The sequence below is a fragment of the Paenibacillus sp. FSL K6-1330 genome, from assembly GCF_037976825.1.
In the GTDB taxonomy this organism is placed as follows: domain Bacteria; phylum Bacillota; class Bacilli; order Paenibacillales; family Paenibacillaceae; genus Paenibacillus_AQ.
In genome coordinates, this window is the sequence record NZ_CP150269.1 from 3,079,437 (window position 1) to 3,097,076 (window position 17,640).

Genomic DNA, 17,640 nt, shown 5'->3' on the forward strand with positions numbered 1-17,640 from the left:
ATTGTAACGTCGGATGGGGCTATCAGGGGTTAAAGCGATAGATTTTAGGGAACCGTAAAGGGATGAAAGACAGAATCAGCTAATCATTCCACCTACTGTTTGGAGGAAGTCACCAATGTATCATCTTTACAGCCATAATGATCTGGATGGTGTCGGATGCGGCATTATCGCCAAATGCGCTTTCGCCGAAGGAATTGATGTCCGTTACAACTCCATTCACGGTTTGAATCAGCAAGTCGCAAGGTATCTGAACCGGACTTCCGTGCAGGAGAATCCGTATGATGTGTTGTTTATTACGGATTTGTCCGTCGCTCCGGATATGGAGAAGGAACTGAACGTGTTTGTCGAAGAGGGAGGGCAGGTGCAGCTTATTGATCACCACAAAACGGCTCTTCACTTGAATGAATATAGCTGGGGGCAAGTGGATGTCACGCATCGGGACGGCCGCCCAGCATCGGCAACCTCACTATTCTATGAATATTTAATTGAGCATGGACATCTGGGCAGAAGCGAGGCACTGGACGAATTCGTAGAGCTGGTCCGCCTCTATGATACATGGGAATGGGAAGAGAATCAGAAGATTGAGGCTAAACGTCTGAATGATTTGTTCTATATGTTGTCCCTTGACGAATTTGAGAGCAAGATGACGCAGCGTCTGCGGGAGCAGGGGGGCTTCTTCTTTGATGAGTTTGAAGAGAAAATATTGGACATGGAAGAGAATAAAATCGATCGTTACATCCGCCGTAAGCAGCGGGAACTCATTCAGACCTTCGTGGGGGAGCACTGCGTAGGCATTGTATATGCCGAATCCTATCATTCTGAGCTTGCCAGCGAGCTGGGAACGACATATCCTCACCTGGATTACATTTCTATCTTGAACATGGGGGGAAGGAAAATGAGCCTTCGTACGATTCATGATCACGTGGATGTGTCCGAAGTGGCGATGCGATACGGGGGAGGCGGTCATCCCAAAGCAGCGGGGTGCACGATTAACGAGGAAGTGTATCAATTATTTGCTGCTGACTCGTTTGAGCTGGAACCGATCCGGTTCGACGCTTCACGGAATCAATTCAACATAAAGGGGACGGAGTCCGGTGTTCTATACGAAAGCTGGAGTGAGGATCTGTTGTTTGTTTATGCCCACGCCGGGGAATGGATTGTCGAGTGGAACGGGGAACCCCTCCCCTTCCGGTTCAGATCGTTCGAGGAGGCGGAGCGGCACATGAAGCGGCAGTATGGCGCCTGGCTCTCCAGGGATGACGTGTTTGTGAAGATGCTGAAGGAGCAATGGAGACGAAACCGTTCCAATGACCGGCCGGGACTGCCGCCGGATATGGATGAGGAGAAGTTAATGGAAGATCTGTAGAATTAACAGCATCAAGGGTGGAGGATATCTATCCTAGAGACGCTTTATTGTGAGACAGGAGGAATATACGGTGAAAAAAATGATCGCCGGCTGGGCTCTTGCCCTGTTAACGGCAGGCATCCTCGCATGGAGTCAGACTCAAAGTCATTCCGAGCCCTCCATTCCCTCGGCTGTTCACAGCAAGGAGCTGCTGAAGGATGTTCCTGTACCTTGGTCCGCTACGAAGAACACCATTCGATTGAATACATCCGATCCAGTAAGTGCGGCTGTACTGACCTCCAAGACGCTGTGGCAGTCCACGAATGAGCATAGTCGTCCGCAAGCGGTGATTCTGGTGGATTTGGCTCAATGGTCCATTGCGGCTGTTAGCGTCGATCTAACCCAGCTTAGCGAAGGGCCTCTACTGTTTGTGGAAGAAGAGGGGATTCCCAAGGAGACGCTGGAAGAGCTGCGACGGCTGAAGCCAAGGGGAGCGGAGCATAACAAGGGCATTGAGATTATTACTGTCGGCCCGATTTCGGATAGGGTGATGAAGGAGCTACATGGGCTTGAATATAAGACCGATCACATTGCTGCCGGGGAGCCAGCAGAAGCAGCAGCCGCTATTGATGAATACGCTGCTAAGGTATCCGGATCTGTACCCACCTCGGTTATTGTCGGATCGATGGATCGTCCGGATTATACGCTTCCTGCGGTAAGCTGGATTGCCCATATGCCGGAAACGATGCTGTATGTTCGCGAGAAGCATGTGCCTGAAGTGACGGCACAGGCGCTTCATAAGCGGAAAGGGAAAGCGAATATCTATATCATCGGTCCCGAAAAGGTGGTATCCCGGGCAGTCGAGGACGAGCTGCGGCAATATGGGAAGGTGACGCGGATATCCGGGGATGACCCGTTCGAGAATGCCTTACATTTCGCTCAGTTCAATGATCCCGTTACAGGCTTTGGTTGGGGCGTTCAATCGCCGGGTTACAGCCTCTCGTTCTCAACCCCAGATTCGCCCGTATTGTCCATTGCAGCCGCTCCATTGTCCCATATGGGTAAGCATGCACCTTTATTGTTTACGGACCGCGACGGGGTGCCACGCTCCATTACGAAGTATGTAGACTCGATACGGCGTCAGAGCGGCACGTCCCCTAAGGAAGCTCCTTATAATCACGCTTGGATTATTGGAGACGAACAGACCCTGACTACGAAGCTCCAGAGTGAGATTGATGAAATTCTAGACATGGATGCAGGGCGTGACTAATGTCGTCCTCCAAGTCCAGTGGCTGGTAAAGTTGATCTATCGTGTATTGAATGTAAAGAAACCGTTCCTTTCGTAAATGGTGGTAGCACATCCATTTTACCAAGAAACGGTTTCTTTCCGTATGTCTGAAGGATGGGAGGAACGATTCGTACACGAAGCGTCGTATAAAAGAAAGAGGGCATCCCGCTAGATCTAGGATCTTTTGGGATACCCTCTTTGATATTGGATGATAGGTTCAGCATGCGAACATTCATCGCCATATTTTAAATTCAAAGATATTCGCAGGGATTAAGCATACCAGCCCCATACGAAGATGAACAGCGTTCCGAAGATCGTGACAAGGCCAACGAACAGAGCGTAGGCAATGTTGATGTAAACGGATTTTTTGTCATCACTTTCCCCGACGTGCATGAACAGCATGAGCTGAACGGTTGCCTGCAGGATAGCGGTAACCAGCAGAACGGCCAATTTCGAAGCTGCCGGCATATCCAGCAGAACGACGAGTGCAACCGCTGAAAGGACGAGAGACGATATATAACCCGCTACATGCTTAATTGGAAATAGCTGTTTTAACATGTCACATCAGTCCTTTCAAGTATACAAAGCTGAAGATGAAGATCCACACAACGTCCAGGAAGTGCCAGTAGAGCGAGAAGATGAAGGACTTGTTGGCTGTGGAATGATCCAGTCCATGCTTTTTAATTTGAAGCAGAATGCCAGTTCCCCACAGGAGACCGAAGGTAACGTGAGCTCCGTGGGTGCCAAGCAATGTGAACAAGCTGGAGGAGAAGGCGCTGGTTGAGAGTGTTACTCCTTCATGCACATAGGTGAAGAATTCGAAGATCTCGATCCCAAGGAATCCTGCACCGAGCAGCAGGGTGATGACCATAAAGATCATCATCTGCTTTTTCAGTCCCAGACGCATCGCATGAACAGCCAAACCAATGGTGAAGCTACTCGTTAAGAGCAGGAACGTTTCAAGTAATACTGGTGTAATTTCAAAGATTTCTGCTCCGCTCGGACCACTGGCAAAGCGGTTCACGAGAACGAAGTAGACGGTAAACAAGGTTGCAAAGAGCGCAATTTCAGCTCCAAGGAACAGCCAGAAGCCAAATATACGATTACGGTTTTCCTCTGTTCCATATTCCAGCGGCTGAGTGGCATCTATTTTCATACCGTATCACCCCGCAGTTTCTGTTCGGTTTGAACAATCTCTTCAACCGGGATGTAGTATCCGTGATCACGGTCAAAGGACATGGTTGCCAAAATAATCAATACCGCAATACCGGCAACGATGGATGGAATCCACCAGCTGAATACCAGGAAGAAGCCAAGGAAGAAGAAGGCGATACCCAGTATAAATGGTTTTCCGGTGTTGCTTGGCATGTGAATCTTCGTGATTTTCTCATCCGAAAGCGGCTCGTTGTTTTTCTTCGAGAACCAGTGGGCGTCGCGGCCTTTGACTTTCGGCGTTACCGCAAAGTTGTATACAGGAACCGGACTTGGCGTAGACCATTCCAGTGCACGTGCATCCCATGGATCTCCTGTTTTGTCGCGCGGCTCGTAACGTGTACTCCAGTAGATGTTGTATACCAGAATGATGAATCCGATCGCCAGGCCAATTGCGCCGACCATCGACAGCATATTCAGCGGGCCAAAGCCGGTTTCAGCCGAATAGGTGTACGTACGACGGGTCATTCCCATAAGTCCCAGGAAGAACATCGGGAAGAACGTAACGTTAAATGAGATGGCAATGAACCAGAATGCGATTTTGCCAAGCTTTTCGTTCAGACGGAAGCCGAACACTTTAGGGAACCAGTAATGGAAACCGGCAATGACGGCGAATACGGCGCCTGGAATGAGCACATAGTGGAAGTGGGCAACCAGGAACATCGTATTGTGATACTGATAGTCGGCACTGGCCATCGCCAGCATGACGCCGGTAACGCCACCGATCGTGAAGATCGGAATAAAGGCAAGCGAGTAGAGCATCGGCGTCGTAAAACTGATTCGACCCTTTCGAAGCGTGAAGAGCCAGTTGAATATTTTGATTCCGGTCGGTACGGCAATCGCCATCGTCGTGATGGAGAAGAAGCCGTTAACCATAGCCCCTTGACCCATCGTATAGAAATGGTGGGCCCATACCAGGAAGGACAACCCGGAGATAATCACCATACTCAATACCATGGAGCTGTAACCGTACAAGTTTTTTCTGGAGAAAGTCGAGATGATCTCACTGAAAATACCGAAAGCTGGCAGAATGACAATGTATACCTCAGGGTGTCCCCATACCCAGAACAGGTTGGCCCATAGCATATCCATGCCGCCGTTGGCCATCGTGAAGAATTGCGAACCAAAGACGCGGTCGAACATCATAAGCAAGAGCGCAATCGTAAGTACAGGGAAAGCAAAGATAATAATGACGCAAGTGATCAATACAGACCACGTAAACATCGGCATGCGCATCAGGGTCATGCCCGGAGCACGCATCTTCAGAATCGTCACGATAAAGTTCAGACCTGTCAGCAAGGTACCAATCCCTGAAATCTGAAGCGCCAGCGAGTAGTAGTTATTGCCGACCGTCGGACTGAACTCGATACTGGCCAGCGGGAAATAGGCGGACCAGCCGGCATCCGGCGAGCCTCCGATAACGAAGGAAATGTTGAACAGCATCGCGCCGGCAAAGAACAGCCAGAAGCTGATTGCGTTCAGTTTAGGGAAAGCTACGTCACGGGCACCGATCTGAAGCGGAATGATGACGTTCATCAGACCGAAGATAAACGGCATCGCCATAAAGAGGATCATGATGACCCCGTGAGTCGTGAATACTTCATTATAATGCTGACCGTTCAGAAACTTCATGTCCGGCGCAGCGGTTTGCGCACGCATCATGATAGCGTCCACGCCTCCGCGGAACAGCATGATCAATGCACAGATGATGTACATGACCCCAATTCTTTTGTGATCCACGGTTGTGAGCCATTCCCGCCAGAGATAACCCCACTTCTTGTAAAAGGTTAAACCGAAGAGGATTGCAAGCGAGACGAGAACAATACTCACCATGGCACCGTAAATTAACGGATCACCGGTAACGAAAAATTCGTCCCATTTCATAAAGGCCTAGCTCCTTTCTAGATGTATGAAGTAGATCAGGTGAAGAACGTTTTCCTCACCGATTTAATGTCCTTCATGTTGATGATTTGGACTTTCTTCAGCCGGGGAGTCCGGCAGCGGTTCATTCGGATCCACGTCTTTATGATCCTGATGCTCCTCATTGCCGTTGACATCACCACCATGGTGATGGTCTTCGGATGGCGGCGGGCTGAATTCCAAATGCGTGTTGGAGAAGGTCATTCGTCCGACATGCGCGGTATCCAGAAGCTTCTTGAACTCATCTTCCTTCAGTTCAGGCGCGGTATCCTTTACATCCTGAACCCACTCATCGTACTCGGCAGAGGTCATTGCAAGGGCTTCGAACTCCATATGGGCAAAACCTTCGCCGTTGAAGTTCGCGTTACGGCCCATCATCGAACCTGGTACGTCGGCAACCATGTTCAGCTTGGTAATCATGTCGCTCATCGCATACTTCTGCCCGTGAAGCTGAGGGATCCAGAAGCTTGTGATCGGACCGAAAGAGTAGAGACGGAATTCGATCGGACGGTTGGTTGGAATGTTGACGTAATTGACGGTCTCAATACCTTCTTCCGGATAGCTGAAGTGCCATTTCCAGTTCGAAGAGGAAGCGTAAATGACCAAAGGCTTTTGGTTTTCGTATCCTTCAGGAACGTTCTCGACGGCGACCGTCGTTTTGACGGTTACCACAGAGAGCACGGCAACGATCAAAATCGGAATAGCAGTCCACAGAATTTCCAGCCATTTGTTGCCCTCTTCATGAGGCGGTTCGTAACCTTCGTTGGATTTCTTGGCTCGATATTTTGTGAGCATGTAGATATAGAGCGCGTAAACAACCGCTAGTATTCCGACCATCATGAGAATGGAGAATATGATTGTATCGGATAGGGTTCTCGCAGCCGGTCCTTTCGGATCTAATACCGTGATCGAGCTGCAGCCCGATAAGAGCAAGGTGAAGCTTAATAACAATGCAAATAGCGGCCCTCTTTTGTTCATGATGTACCCCTTTCCTTGAAACGTTCGTTCGATTCAATGTTACTAACACATCTATAGTAGAAAGTTCCGGTCGGCTTTGCAAAACACATAAATTTGTATAATTAACAGATAAACCCACATTCGTGTCAATGTATGTAATTTTATGTGTTCAATTTGTTACAAAAGGGGAGGGTTGTGAGCGAAATCATTGTAGTGGCGCGGTTCTGGGGCAGTTCATACTTTGTTCAAACATTCACGAGAGTTACCAGTTTCGTCACAATTCCGGGCCTGTTTTTCGCTGTATTTCCCTTCTGGGCTTGCCGAATAAATCCCAGTATTGATAAGGGTTTAAGCGTGTATGTATATTTTTTCACAATAATATCGATGCGATTTTTTTATTTCCAGTTTACTTATTTCCCCAAAAGTACCGAAGAGGCTTGTGATATGATATAACTAAAATTTGGAACGTTATTTTATACTGGGAGCCTTGAGTTTGCTTGAGTGGAAAGAGAGGGGACGATGTGCGGTCGTTCTGGATATGGTTTATATTTCTTGGTTTGAGCTGGATTTTTGCCTTCCTCCCTGTGATCCAACATGGAAATCCTGACCAATTGCCTTGGAGATTGGGGAGCAGCGCCATTTTCTTCACGGCCTTTTTTCTATCGCCGTTATTCCGCGTCAAGCCCGCAATGCTATTTGTCACACTGCTCGTTGCGTCTTTATTTTCCGTTATCTCCTTATGGCCAACCAGTACGAGTACATCTACCCCGTACATTCTGCTGGTTTTTTCCATTCTGGCGGGAAAAGCCGTGTATCGGCTCTCCACCATTCATGCTGCCTGCATAGGTCTTGTTCTGGCTGCAGGTGCCATGGTGCCAGGTTTGTTCGGATACGCCGAGTTTCCATGGTTCTTCCTCGTTCTATACTCGGTTATTCTCGCGATGGGTCTTGCCTTATTTCGCACGGTCTGGTCCCATAATGAAGAGTCAACGGTTCGATATGAAACGCTGCTCAGTGAGTATCGTAATATGAAACGCCGCCTGATTACGGATGAGCAGCATGCCAGGCAGGAGGAGCGGACTCAAGTCGGTCGGGATATCCATGACTCCGTCGGGCATAAATTAACGGCACTGCTTATGCAGCTCGAGATGCACCGGATGCAGGCAGACGGGGATACGGCCGAGGTTCTGAAGGGACTAAAGGCCCTCGCCAAGGAAAGTCTGGAGGAGACCAGGAACGCGGTGAAATCCATGAAGCAGCAGGAGACCAGCGGATTGCCCGCGATCATTGGTCTTCTCCGGCGCTTGGAATCCGAGAGCTTTATGCGCGTAACGCTAACGGCGCGGCATGGAGCGCTTACCGTACCTTTAAACAATATCCAATCCATTGCGGTATACCGAGCGGTTCAGGAAGCCATGACCAATGCGATGAAGCATGGAAGCACTCGAGAAGTGCATATCATTTTTGAAGCGCCGGGAGGCGGCATATTCCGTTTTGAGGTAAGCAATCCGTATCTCCGGAAACGCGATACATACCGGGAGGGCTATGGTTTAAAAGCGATGCGAGAGCGAATGGAAGAGGCTGGGGGCGAACTCCAAATCTCCCAGTACGACAACCAATTTATCGTTCGCGGAACGTTATTCATGTCCAAATTAACAGAGGAGGGAGTCCGCTGATACGTATATTATTGGCAGAGGATCAGGCCATGGTTCGTCAAGGTCTGAAGATGATGATCGAAAGCGATTCGGATATGCTGGTTACCGGCGAGGCCGGTAACGGAAAAGAGGCTGTGGCTTTATGCGAAAACCATATCTTTGATGTCGTTGTGCTGGATATCCGAATGCCGGAGATGAACGGATTGGAGGCTGCCCGCATCATACGTTCACGATGGCCGAACACGAAAGTGTTGATGCTGACGACGTTTAACGACGACCAGTATGCGGTCGAGGCCCTCAAGAGCGGGGCAAGCGGGTACATGCTGAAGGAGGCGGAGCCGGAGGCCTTGATCCGCTCGATTAGAAGCTGCTGGAGCGGCGGATTGTCGCTCCAGGAGGATGTGGCGGCCAAGGTGATCCCCAAGCTGCTGGAAGAGAAGATAGCACCCGTCGTTGATGCTTCGATTACCCCGCGGGAGCTGTCCATCATTCGTCTGGTAGGGGAAGGGCGCAGCAATCGCGAAATCGCAGACGAGCTGGGGTTGTCGATCGGAACGGTCAAGAATCACGTCAGCCAGATTATGGACAAACTTGATCTAAGAGACCGGACGCAGCTGGCGATTTATGCCATACGGCACAATGTGGTTTGATTCGCGAGGATAGGCGATAACCCGTTAAATCCGAATCTAACATGACTGAAGTCATGGTTTGGAATCAAAGCAATGACCGAGGGCAGTGATGGCACTGCCTTTTTGCATATACACTTGTATCTGTGGACGATATGAACGAGGGGAACCAAGGCAGCTTAGGCTTTCATATCGAGAATGGGGGAGACAGGATGCTGGAAACCGTAGAACTTCGAAAAGTATTTAAGGGCAAGACGGCTGTAGAGGAAGTCAGCCTGTATCTGGACCGTGGAGAATCCGTCGGATTAATCGGGCCGAACGGCGCCGGGAAATCGACAACAATCTCCATGATTTCATCCTTGCTGAAACCGACGGGCGGCGATGTACGCCTGAACGGCAAAAGCGTGCTCAAGCATCCGCAGGATATTCGCACCGTATTAGGCGTGGTGCCTCAGGAAATTGCCTTGTATGAGGAATTGACCTCGTATGAGAACCTTAAATTTTTCGGGCGCGTATATGGATTGAACGGGAAGGAATTGGAGGTCAAAATTCAGGAGCTGCTTGATACGGTCGGCCTGCGGGATCGCCAGAAGGAGTTAATTAGAACTTATTCCGGAGGCATGAAGAGAAGGATCAATATCGCAGCGGCTCTGCTGCATGATCCGCAAATCGTTATCATGGATGAACCGACCGTGGGCATTGATCCGCAGTCCCGCAATCATATCCTTGAAACAGTCCGGCGCTTAAACCGGGACAAAGGGACAACGGTACTGTACACAAGCCATTACATGGAAGAGGTGGAGCAGCTGTGCAGCCGGATGTACATCATGGATCACGGGCGGATTATCGCTTCGGGTACCAAGGAGGAACTGCAGCACATCTTGTCCGGTGAGGATACGCTGATCATCCAGCTGAATCGCCAGAATCCAGAGCTGGCCGAGGAGCTTCGATACTTGGAAAGCGTCAGGCAGGTTGAGGAAACGGATCATGGCCTGAAGCTCATTGTCATGAAGAACAGTTACATTCTGTCCGGCATCGTTCAGGCTTCGGAACGCAATGGGGTACAGATTCAGAATATTCATATCCAGTCGCCAAGTCTCGAGGATGTATTTCTTCATTTGACCGGCCGCAAGCTTCGGGATTGAGGGGAGGGAGGACCGTTTGGGCGTGTTTTTCAAAAAAGACTTTCTCATCTATTGGAGAGATCGGAAAGAGATGCTGATTGCTCTGTTTATGCCATTAGCACTAATTCTGGTTCTTGGAATTGCCTTGCCAAATTGGGTAGAGAATTCGAATGGATCCCTTGAGATGAGAGTCGCATTGGTCGTGAAGGACCATCATGAAGAGGGAGTTAATGACTTTCAGGAAATGCTTAATGGTTTGTCGATCAGCACGGAAGAGAAGAACGAACTGAGTCAAGCAGCCGCGAGTTTCCAACCGGAAGCCCTGTTAATGAAAATGTTCGGCAACGATGAGGTTGAGGAATTTCTTCAAGTTGCTGTATTGGATGACCAGACTGCCCATGTACAGCTGAAGGAAGAGAAAGTGGAGGCTGTCATAACAGTTCCTGAGGGGTACACGCTGGCTGCGCTTAACAAGCTCCTCCTGCATGAGGGGGGCGGTGCAGTGCTGACTTTGACAGCGCTAGAGAATTCAATGAAAGTGAATGTTTTGCAAAATATGCTGGATGGATTTTTGGGTACCGTTAATTATCAAGCTGCGCTGGACAGCGGAATGGAAGGACAGGAAAGCAAGGGTGAGGGCGAGCTTGCGCTGGCGAACAGCCCTGTCGGAGGATTGGAACAAATTGAAGGTGTGGACATGATTACCTCGTTCCAATATTATGCCCTGGCAATCAGTATATTTTTTGCGCTGTCCGTCTCCACAACGACGGCGTCCAAATCGATCACGGAAAAGCGAGAGATGGTGTTTATGCGTCTCCTTCTTGCCGGAACCCATCCATTTCGCTACTTGTATGGCAAGGTTGGGTCAACCTTGTGCATGTCTCTACTTCAATTTACGGTACTGATCATAGTCTCACACTTTCTGTTTCAGCTGTTTCCGGGGAAATCCCTGATCTTCTGGATCGGTTTGGCCTTCATTGTCTTCATGCTGTGCTTAACGGTTGCGGCGTTATCCGCGCTTTATACGGCCATGCTCTTCCGAATGAAGGACGTTGATGTCGCAACCGGCATTTCGTTCATACTGCTGGTTGTGTTCGGCGTCATCGGAGGGAATCTGGTGCCGATCTATGTTTTGCCGGATTGGCTTTTGAATATCGGCAGCGTAACCCCCAACGGCTTGGCCTTGATGTCCATGATTCAGTGGATACAGGGCAGTCCCTTTCAAGATTTATGGCTGCCGATCCTGTACCAAGGGGCATTCTTCATCGTTATTCTAGCTGCAAGTTTATGGATCTTTCCAAGAAGGGGGCGGATCTGATGGCTCCCATCTTATTATCGCAATGGATGAAAGATAAGCGAAATCCATGGATGATCATCATGTTCATCGGTCTGAGCATCATGGCCACGCTTATGTTCGGAGGGAACGTTGACAGTAAGATCAAGATTGACATCTTCACCGAAGACGGCTTGGTGGATGAGTCTGAGGCCAAGTGGATCGAATTGCTGAATCAAAACGATACGTTCGAATTTCGTATTCAGGATGAACAGACGGCAAGAAAGAAAGTGCGCGAGGGACGCGCAGATCTCGCCGTGAAGCTGGTTTTTGACGATTATCGCATCATAGCCGCAATGGATAACCCATATGTCCAGTTAGCTGATCAGCATCTCCGTACGGTTTATGAACGAGAGATGTTGCTTCGGGCCGCAGCAGCGAACGTGCAAGATGAAACGAAATTCCGCGAGCACGTACATGTTTATATGGAGAAACCGCCCTTGCGTCTCCAATCCGAGTCGCAGGATGGGGGAGAACTCGTTCGTCATGATATGGGACTTCAGCTGCTGTTTGGATTTTCGTTATTCCTAGTGATGTTTACCGTTGGGTTCAAGGTGAATACGATTACGAAAGATAAAGCATCCGGCGTTTGGAGCCGGCTCATTCTGTCTCCTGTCCGAAAAACGGAGATGTATATGGGTCACCTATTATACAGCTCTTTGATCGGCGTCTTGCAGGTCATCCTGGTGCTGCTCATCTTTCGGTATGGTTTCGGCTTCAACTTAGGCGACCAATATGGCTTGTTGCTGCTAGTCATTGTGATCTATACACTGACTATCGTCGCTTTATGCATGCTCTTTGTCGGCATCTTGCAGTCGCCCGAGCAATTTGGGACGCTGTTTCCGTCCATCATTCCGATCATGCCGCTCATCAGTGGGGTATATATGCCGCCAGGCACAATCACGAATCCGATTCTGCTTGGCATTGCGGAGGTCATTCCGCTGACCCATGCCATGAAAGCATTGACGGGAATAGCTGTGTACGGTTACGGCATCGCGGATCTCTGGCTCCCAATTTCCAAATTGCTGCTCATCGGGGTGTTGTGCATGGGCATAGGAATTAATCTGATGGAACGTCGTCATGTGTAAAAGAGGATCGTCGGCAAGACGAATGTCGTTTTGTAGAAATCGGAAAATCGCCGTACCTCCGAAATAAGATAGCAGAAGTGGCACACTGACAATAGGAATGGGCCTTCCATGTGGATCAAAGTCCGGGGGAGGGCCCTTTTTCTTATGATACCGCATGGAGGCGGATAAGCTCCGCAAGCCGGATAAGCCCGCTTTCCAGCTGATTGTACGAGGCGTAAGCATAGGATAGGCGCAGATGCTGCTGGTCGTTACGATCATATATATTTCCGGGATTGAGCAAAATGCTCTCCCTCAGCGCTTGTTCAAAAAAAGGGCGAATGGAGAGGGGGTTCTTGATGCAAAGCCAAATATAGAAACCCCCTTTGGGTGTATTCCAGAGTGCAATATCGTGAAAATATTGCTCCAGTAACGACAGGGTAAAATCTCGGCGTCTCATCAGCTCTGCCCGGATCTGAGCGAGATGATTCTCATATAACCCACTGGAGAGCCATTCGGCGACGGCATGCTGGGAAAGGGAGCTGGAGCCGTAATCGGTTTGCATTTTGATATCGGACAGCCGATCGATGACCGGCTCAGGCCCGACGATCCATCCGATGCGCAGCCCGGGACCCAGGGTCTTGGACATGCTGCCCATATAGAGCACCAGGCCTTGTTTATCCGAAGCTTTCAGAGGGAGGGGTGAGGGGGTGTCTAACCATAAATCCCCATACACGTCATCCTCGATTAAGGGCAGCCTTTCTTGAGCACAAATCTGGAGCAGTTCTGCCCGCCTGTCGGAAGACATTAGCGTTCCGGTAGGGTTATGAAAGGCAGGGATGGTATACAGCAGAGCAGCCCTGTGTTGGCGCTTAAGTCTCCCAATGGCATCCGTTCGGATCCCGTTCTGATCCATAGGGATGCCGTGCAAATGCATGCCGGCGGATTGAAACACATGGATCGAGTTCAGGTAAGAGGGATTCTCTACCAAAATGGAGGAACCGTGATGCAGAAGTCCAAGCGAGATGAGCTGTAAGCCTTGCAGCCCGCCGGAGACGATGAGTATGGAAGCAGGGGAGGCCATAATCCCTTTCTTTTTCAGATGATCGCTGATGATTTCCCTTAAGTATAGGCTCCCTTTCGGTTCCGAGTAGCCCAAGGTGAAGCAGCTGGACATCCTGCCGCTAAACGTCTCCCGCATTTGGTCAGCCGGAAGGAGATCAGGAGAGAGCTCGCCTGTTCCGAGACGGATCATGCTAGCATCGGCTTCCGCACGATTGATTTGCTGGATCATATGGATGTTGGGCTGATAGGAGCCGGATTTCACATATTGATTCCAATCAGGCGGAGGCGTGGCAGCAAGTAAACTCCATGTATTGTTAATAATTACGGTCCCTTGTCCCACGCGGGATTCGATTAAACCGTCTGCGGCGAGCTCCCCGAGTGCATACACAATGGTGCTGCGGTTCACTTGAAATTTGGCAGCCAGATCTCGCTGCGTGGGAATTCGGGTTCCGACCGGCCATTCCCCGTTCATGATTCTGCTCTTGATAACATCATAAATTTGCTGATGAAGCGGCACATTGGAGTGCTTATTCAATTTCCATTCTTCAGCCATAGGTATAGGTAAACCCGCTTTCATGTAGGAATATGCCTCAGTATAACTCATTGGTTGGGTCAAGTGCCAACCAATTGGTTGGAGACGCAGCCGATACCCTCCTTTACAATGATGGAAATATTCGCTGGAGGTTTGGTTTCATATGATAGGCGTCATCGTTCATGGATTCATTCTAGCTTTGGGTCTTATTCTTCCTTTGGGCGTGCAGAACGTGTTTGTATTTAATCAGGGAGCGGTACAACCCCGCTTCATCAAGGCACTGCCCGTCATGATTACCGCATCGCTATGTGATACGCTGCTGATCTCATTAGCGGTTCTAGGGGTATCCGTTGTTGTTCTGGAATATGAATGGATCCGAACCGTGCTGTTTTCATTGGGGATCTGTTTCCTGGTCTATATGGGAAGGGTAACCTGGAAGAGTAAACCTTCGGGTCAAGCGCAAGAAGAGACTCGTTCGTTTACGCCGAAAAAGCAAATTGTATTTGCCATGTCTGTATCCTTGTTAAATCCGCATGCTGTTCTGGACACGATCGGGGTCATTGGCACAAGCTCGCTCCAATATACAGGGATCGACAAAGTGGTCTTTGCCGTTGTATGTATCGCAGTTTCGTGGTTGTGGTTCTTGGGTCTTGGAATAGCGGGCAGGACAGCGGGAAGGAAGGATCCATCAGGGAAATGGTTGTCCACGTTGAACCGAATATCGGCGTTGATTATGTGGGGAACAGCGGGGTATCTGGGGGTTAGCCTGATTCTATCCTAGCCGAAACGGTATGTGTGATTTTTTTATTATAGAAGATAAATCCCTTTGCCCACTCCTCTTCCAACCTATATAATGGGCCTAATTCAAAAGGGTATAAGGAGGGGGACTTATGGAATACAGATTAATAAAGGCGGATACCAAGATGTTCTCGAAATATTTTGCTACCTATTATAAGAATAATTGGTTTAGACCGAGCTGGGGTGATTTAACCAAGGTTCTAGCGGATTCGGACGACGGTTACTGGGTTGTCTTAGGTGACGATAAAGTGGCGGGTGTTTATTTGTCTGACCATTCCATCGGACTTGTGTTTGGTATCCCCCCATATTCTATTACCACAAAGATGATTGATTACGTGAAGAGCTATACCTTAAAATCCTGGAATTTGACAGAGTCTCTGCATGCTAATAATGTTCTGGTTGAGCAGGTGATCGCTTTTCGTGAAAATGGTTTCGTTCAGGTTGAATCCAGGCAATGCATGATGCGGCCTACCGAACAGCTGGAAACATCGATGGATCTCCATTATATGGATAGAAGGCCCACAAAAGAAGATATGCCTAAGATTGTAGAGGTGTTTAGGGAAGCGTATGCAAATGGCCCGGATGAGCGGGAAGTCCAGGTTTATGCGGATGATGCGGCCCGATATTTTGACATAGTGGACCCCAAGCTGTTGGAAGCCTCTTCAGTAGTATATGACCGAACAACGGAAGAAATCGTCGGTGTATGTTTGATCTCTTTATGGGAGGGCCTGCCACTCGTTTATAGCATCGCAGTATTACCCGAACATCGAGGAATGAGGTTGGCGAGCGCGATGCTGGATAGGGCATTAACGGCCTTGGAGCCTGATTACCCTGTGCTGCGCCTCTTTGTAACGACGGGAAATCAAGCGGAGCAACTGTATAGGAAGAAAGGGTTTCTCTCCGGCGGGGAATATCATCATCTAAAATACACCATCGAGTAAGATATGCTGCGCAGGGTGTTTGGTAGTGTGATAAACGGAAGATCGTGCTTTGATCTATTCTCTAAGGGGGCATTCAGGTGAATATTTCGATTGGCGGCTATTCTTTTTATAATACGTTTCTGGATGGAAAAATGGATGTGTTCGGTTATTTGGAGACGGTGAAGTACCGGTACCGAATGGATGCGGTTGATTTGTGGAACGGTTTTTTCATCGATCGGAGCGATAGCGTATATAAACTTGCTGATAAGAGTTACATCCAGAAAATCAGAGAGGCACTGGATGAGAAAGAGATGAGGGTGGTCAACTTTGCTGTGGATGGAGCGCACCTATGGGATCCAGACCCGGATATCCGGCAGAAGCTGTACGAGAACGCGCTGGTTCATCTGGATGCCGCTGAAATCCTGGGCGCCGAAACCGTGCGAATCGACACCGGCGGCAGTTATAAGGAATCGGAGCCGATGACTTACGAACAGTTCGAGTATACCGTTAAACGTTATCGGGAATATGCGGATCGTGCAGCGGATGGCGGTTATACCATTGGTCCGGAAAATCATATGGGCGCATCGCTGCTTCCGCGAGAAATGAAACGGCTTGCCGAGGAAGTCCAACATCCGGCTTTTGGTTTTCTGCTTCATCTTGGCAGATGGAAGGCAGATGAGGCTGAAGGTGATGAGATGGTTGCTCCATGGACGGTACATACTCATTTTGATGCAAAAACAGCGATTCATCCCGATGCGGAGGAGAAGGTGTGGAGCCTGCTCGCAGGCGGATACAAGGGTTACTGGGGCGTCGAATACAATGCGCCGGGTAATCAATATGTGGAGATGGAATGGATTATCGGTGCCGTCAAACGGATCGTGAGTAATGCCAGTCGATTTGAGTTGGAATGATGAAATCGTGCGAGATGGTTGTATTGCAATGGAAGTGCGTTTGAAGAGCGTTTGTATTGCGTTTGAAAGGCATTTGAAAGGCATTTGAAAGGCATTTGAAAGGCATTTATATTGCATTGTATGGCATTGTATTGCATTGCACTGTATTTGTTTTGCGTCGAATTGCATTTTATTATATTTGCATTTCTAACGGACTGAGCATCCGTTATTTAGTTAAAAAAGATGAGTTTAACTAGTTTAGCGGACATGAGATACGTTATTCAGCGTAAAAGTGTGATTATCGCCCTATGTTAACTGAAATAACGGATCTGGTGTCCGTTCGATTCGCGAAATGAGCAATTCTGAACGAAATAACGGACCTGGAGTCCGCTCGATTGGCGACTTCAGGGATTTTGATGGAAATGCAGGCGCTAGTGTCTGTTCGATTGGCGAATCGAGCTAGTTTGATCGAAATGAAGGGGCCTAATGTCCGCTCGATTGGCGAATTCAGCGATTTTGATGGAAATGAAGGCGCTAGTGTCTGTTCGATTGGCGAATCGAGCTAGTTTGATTTGAAATGAAGGGGCCTAATGTCTGCTCGATTGGCGAATTCAGCGATTTTGATGGAAATGAAGGCACTAGTGTCTGTTCGATTGGCGAATTCAGCGATTTTGATGGAAATGAAGGCGCTAGTGTCTGTTCGATTGGGGAATCGAGCTAGTTTGATCGAAATGAAGGGGCCTAATGTCTGCTCGATTGGCGAATTCAGCGATTTTGATGGAAATGAAGACGTTAGTGTCCGTTCGATTCGCGAATTAAGCTATTTTGATCGAAATGAAGGGGCCTAATGTCTGCTCGATTGGCGAATTCAGCGATTTTGATGGAAATGAAGGCGTAGTGTCTGTTCGATT

At 49.0% G+C, this 17,640-nt stretch carries 17 protein-coding genes; 12 read left to right on the plus strand and 5 right to left on the minus strand.

The window, feature by feature from the left end; genetic code table 11:
* Positions 1-115 precede the first annotated feature (115 nt).
* Positions 116-1,366, plus strand: coding sequence for an oligoribonuclease (locus NYE54_RS14055; protein ID WP_339272524.1), 1,251 nt, complete (start codon positions 116-118; stop codon positions 1,364-1,366).
* Positions 1,367-1,445: 79 nt separating this feature from the next.
* A complete protein-coding gene (locus tag NYE54_RS14060; RefSeq protein ID WP_339273494.1) occupies positions 1,446-2,615 on the plus strand; it encodes a cell wall-binding repeat-containing protein in 1,170 nt (389 codons plus the stop codon).
* A 288-nt stretch (positions 2,616-2,903) separates the two neighbouring features.
* On the opposite strand, the gene qoxD is transcribed toward NYE54_RS14060, so the two are convergent.
* The 4 genes from qoxD to qoxA all read right to left on the minus strand — a co-directional run bounded on the left by qoxD (position 2,904) and on the right by qoxA (position 6,743).
* Entirely contained in the window at positions 2,904-3,191 is a 288-nt protein-coding gene (qoxD, locus tag NYE54_RS14065; RefSeq protein ID WP_098743425.1) for a cytochrome aa3 quinol oxidase subunit IV, read from the minus strand.
* Position 3,192: 1 nt separating this feature from the next.
* Entirely contained in the window at positions 3,193-3,789 is a 597-nt protein-coding gene (gene qoxC / locus NYE54_RS14070) for a cytochrome aa3 quinol oxidase subunit III (RefSeq protein WP_076321252.1), read from the minus strand.
* Complete coding sequence (qoxB, locus tag NYE54_RS14075) at positions 3,786-5,729, minus strand: cytochrome aa3 quinol oxidase subunit I (RefSeq protein ID WP_076321253.1); 1,944 nt, start codon at positions 5,727-5,729, stop codon at positions 3,786-3,788. Before qoxB ends, qoxC begins: the two co-directional genes overlap by 4 nt.
* Before the next feature lie 63 nt (positions 5,730-5,792).
* The gene (gene qoxA / locus NYE54_RS14080) at positions 5,793-6,743 is read right to left on the minus strand and encodes a cytochrome aa3 quinol oxidase subunit II (protein ID WP_339272527.1); all 951 of its coding nucleotides are present in this window, start codon (positions 6,741-6,743) and stop codon (positions 5,793-5,795) included.
* A 476-nt stretch (positions 6,744-7,219) separates the two neighbouring features.
* On the opposite strand from qoxA, the gene NYE54_RS14085 reads away from it, so the two are divergent.
* The 5 genes from NYE54_RS14085 to NYE54_RS14105 all read left to right on the plus strand — a co-directional run bounded on the left by NYE54_RS14085 (position 7,220) and on the right by NYE54_RS14105 (position 12,548).
* A complete protein-coding gene (locus NYE54_RS14085) occupies positions 7,220-8,398 on the plus strand; it encodes a histidine kinase (protein WP_339272529.1) in 1,179 nt (392 codons plus the stop codon).
* Entirely contained in the window at positions 8,395-9,027 is a 633-nt protein-coding gene (locus tag NYE54_RS14090; protein WP_339273496.1) for a response regulator transcription factor, read from the plus strand. The genes NYE54_RS14085 and NYE54_RS14090 overlap by 4 nt, the downstream gene beginning before the upstream one ends.
* 188 nt (positions 9,028-9,215) lie before the next feature.
* Entirely contained in the window at positions 9,216-10,148 is a 933-nt protein-coding gene (locus NYE54_RS14095; RefSeq protein ID WP_339272531.1) for an ABC transporter ATP-binding protein, read from the plus strand.
* Between the two features lie 22 nt (positions 10,149-10,170).
* Entirely contained in the window at positions 10,171-11,445 is a 1,275-nt protein-coding gene (locus tag NYE54_RS14100; protein WP_339272533.1) for an ABC transporter permease, read from the plus strand.
* Positions 11,445-12,548: an ABC transporter permease gene (locus NYE54_RS14105; RefSeq protein WP_339272535.1), complete on the plus strand. Its 1,104-nt coding sequence runs from the start codon at positions 11,445-11,447 to the stop codon at positions 12,546-12,548. Before NYE54_RS14100 ends, NYE54_RS14105 begins: the two co-directional genes overlap by 1 nt.
* 142 nt (positions 12,549-12,690) lie before the next feature.
* On the opposite strand, the gene NYE54_RS14110 is transcribed toward NYE54_RS14105, so the two are convergent.
* A complete protein-coding gene (locus NYE54_RS14110; RefSeq protein ID WP_339272537.1) occupies positions 12,691-14,142 on the minus strand; it encodes a PLP-dependent aminotransferase family protein in 1,452 nt (483 codons plus the stop codon).
* Between the two features lie 142 nt (positions 14,143-14,284).
* Between NYE54_RS14110 and NYE54_RS14115 the strand changes: the two genes are divergently transcribed.
* The 5 genes from NYE54_RS14115 (at position 14,285) to NYE54_RS14135 (ending at position 17,577) form a co-directional block, all read left to right on the plus strand.
* Positions 14,285-14,902 (plus strand): LysE/ArgO family amino acid transporter, encoded by a 618-nt coding sequence (locus tag NYE54_RS14115; protein WP_339272539.1) that lies wholly within the window; start codon positions 14,285-14,287, stop codon positions 14,900-14,902.
* A 109-nt stretch (positions 14,903-15,011) separates the two neighbouring features.
* Positions 15,012-15,860: an N-acetyltransferase gene (locus NYE54_RS14120; RefSeq protein ID WP_339272540.1), complete on the plus strand. Its 849-nt coding sequence runs from the start codon at positions 15,012-15,014 to the stop codon at positions 15,858-15,860.
* Positions 15,861-15,937: 77 nt separating this feature from the next.
* Complete coding sequence (locus NYE54_RS14125; protein ID WP_339272542.1) at positions 15,938-16,750, plus strand: TIM barrel protein; 813 nt, start codon at positions 15,938-15,940, stop codon at positions 16,748-16,750.
* A 374-nt stretch (positions 16,751-17,124) separates the two neighbouring features.
* Entirely contained in the window at positions 17,125-17,295 is a 171-nt protein-coding gene (locus tag NYE54_RS14130; protein ID WP_339272544.1) for a hypothetical protein, read from the plus strand.
* Positions 17,296-17,319: 24 nt separating this feature from the next.
* On the plus strand, positions 17,320-17,577 hold the full coding sequence (locus NYE54_RS14135) for a hypothetical protein (protein ID WP_339272546.1): 258 nt from the start codon (positions 17,320-17,322) through the stop codon (positions 17,575-17,577).
* The last annotated feature ends 63 nt before the right edge of the window (positions 17,578-17,640 follow it).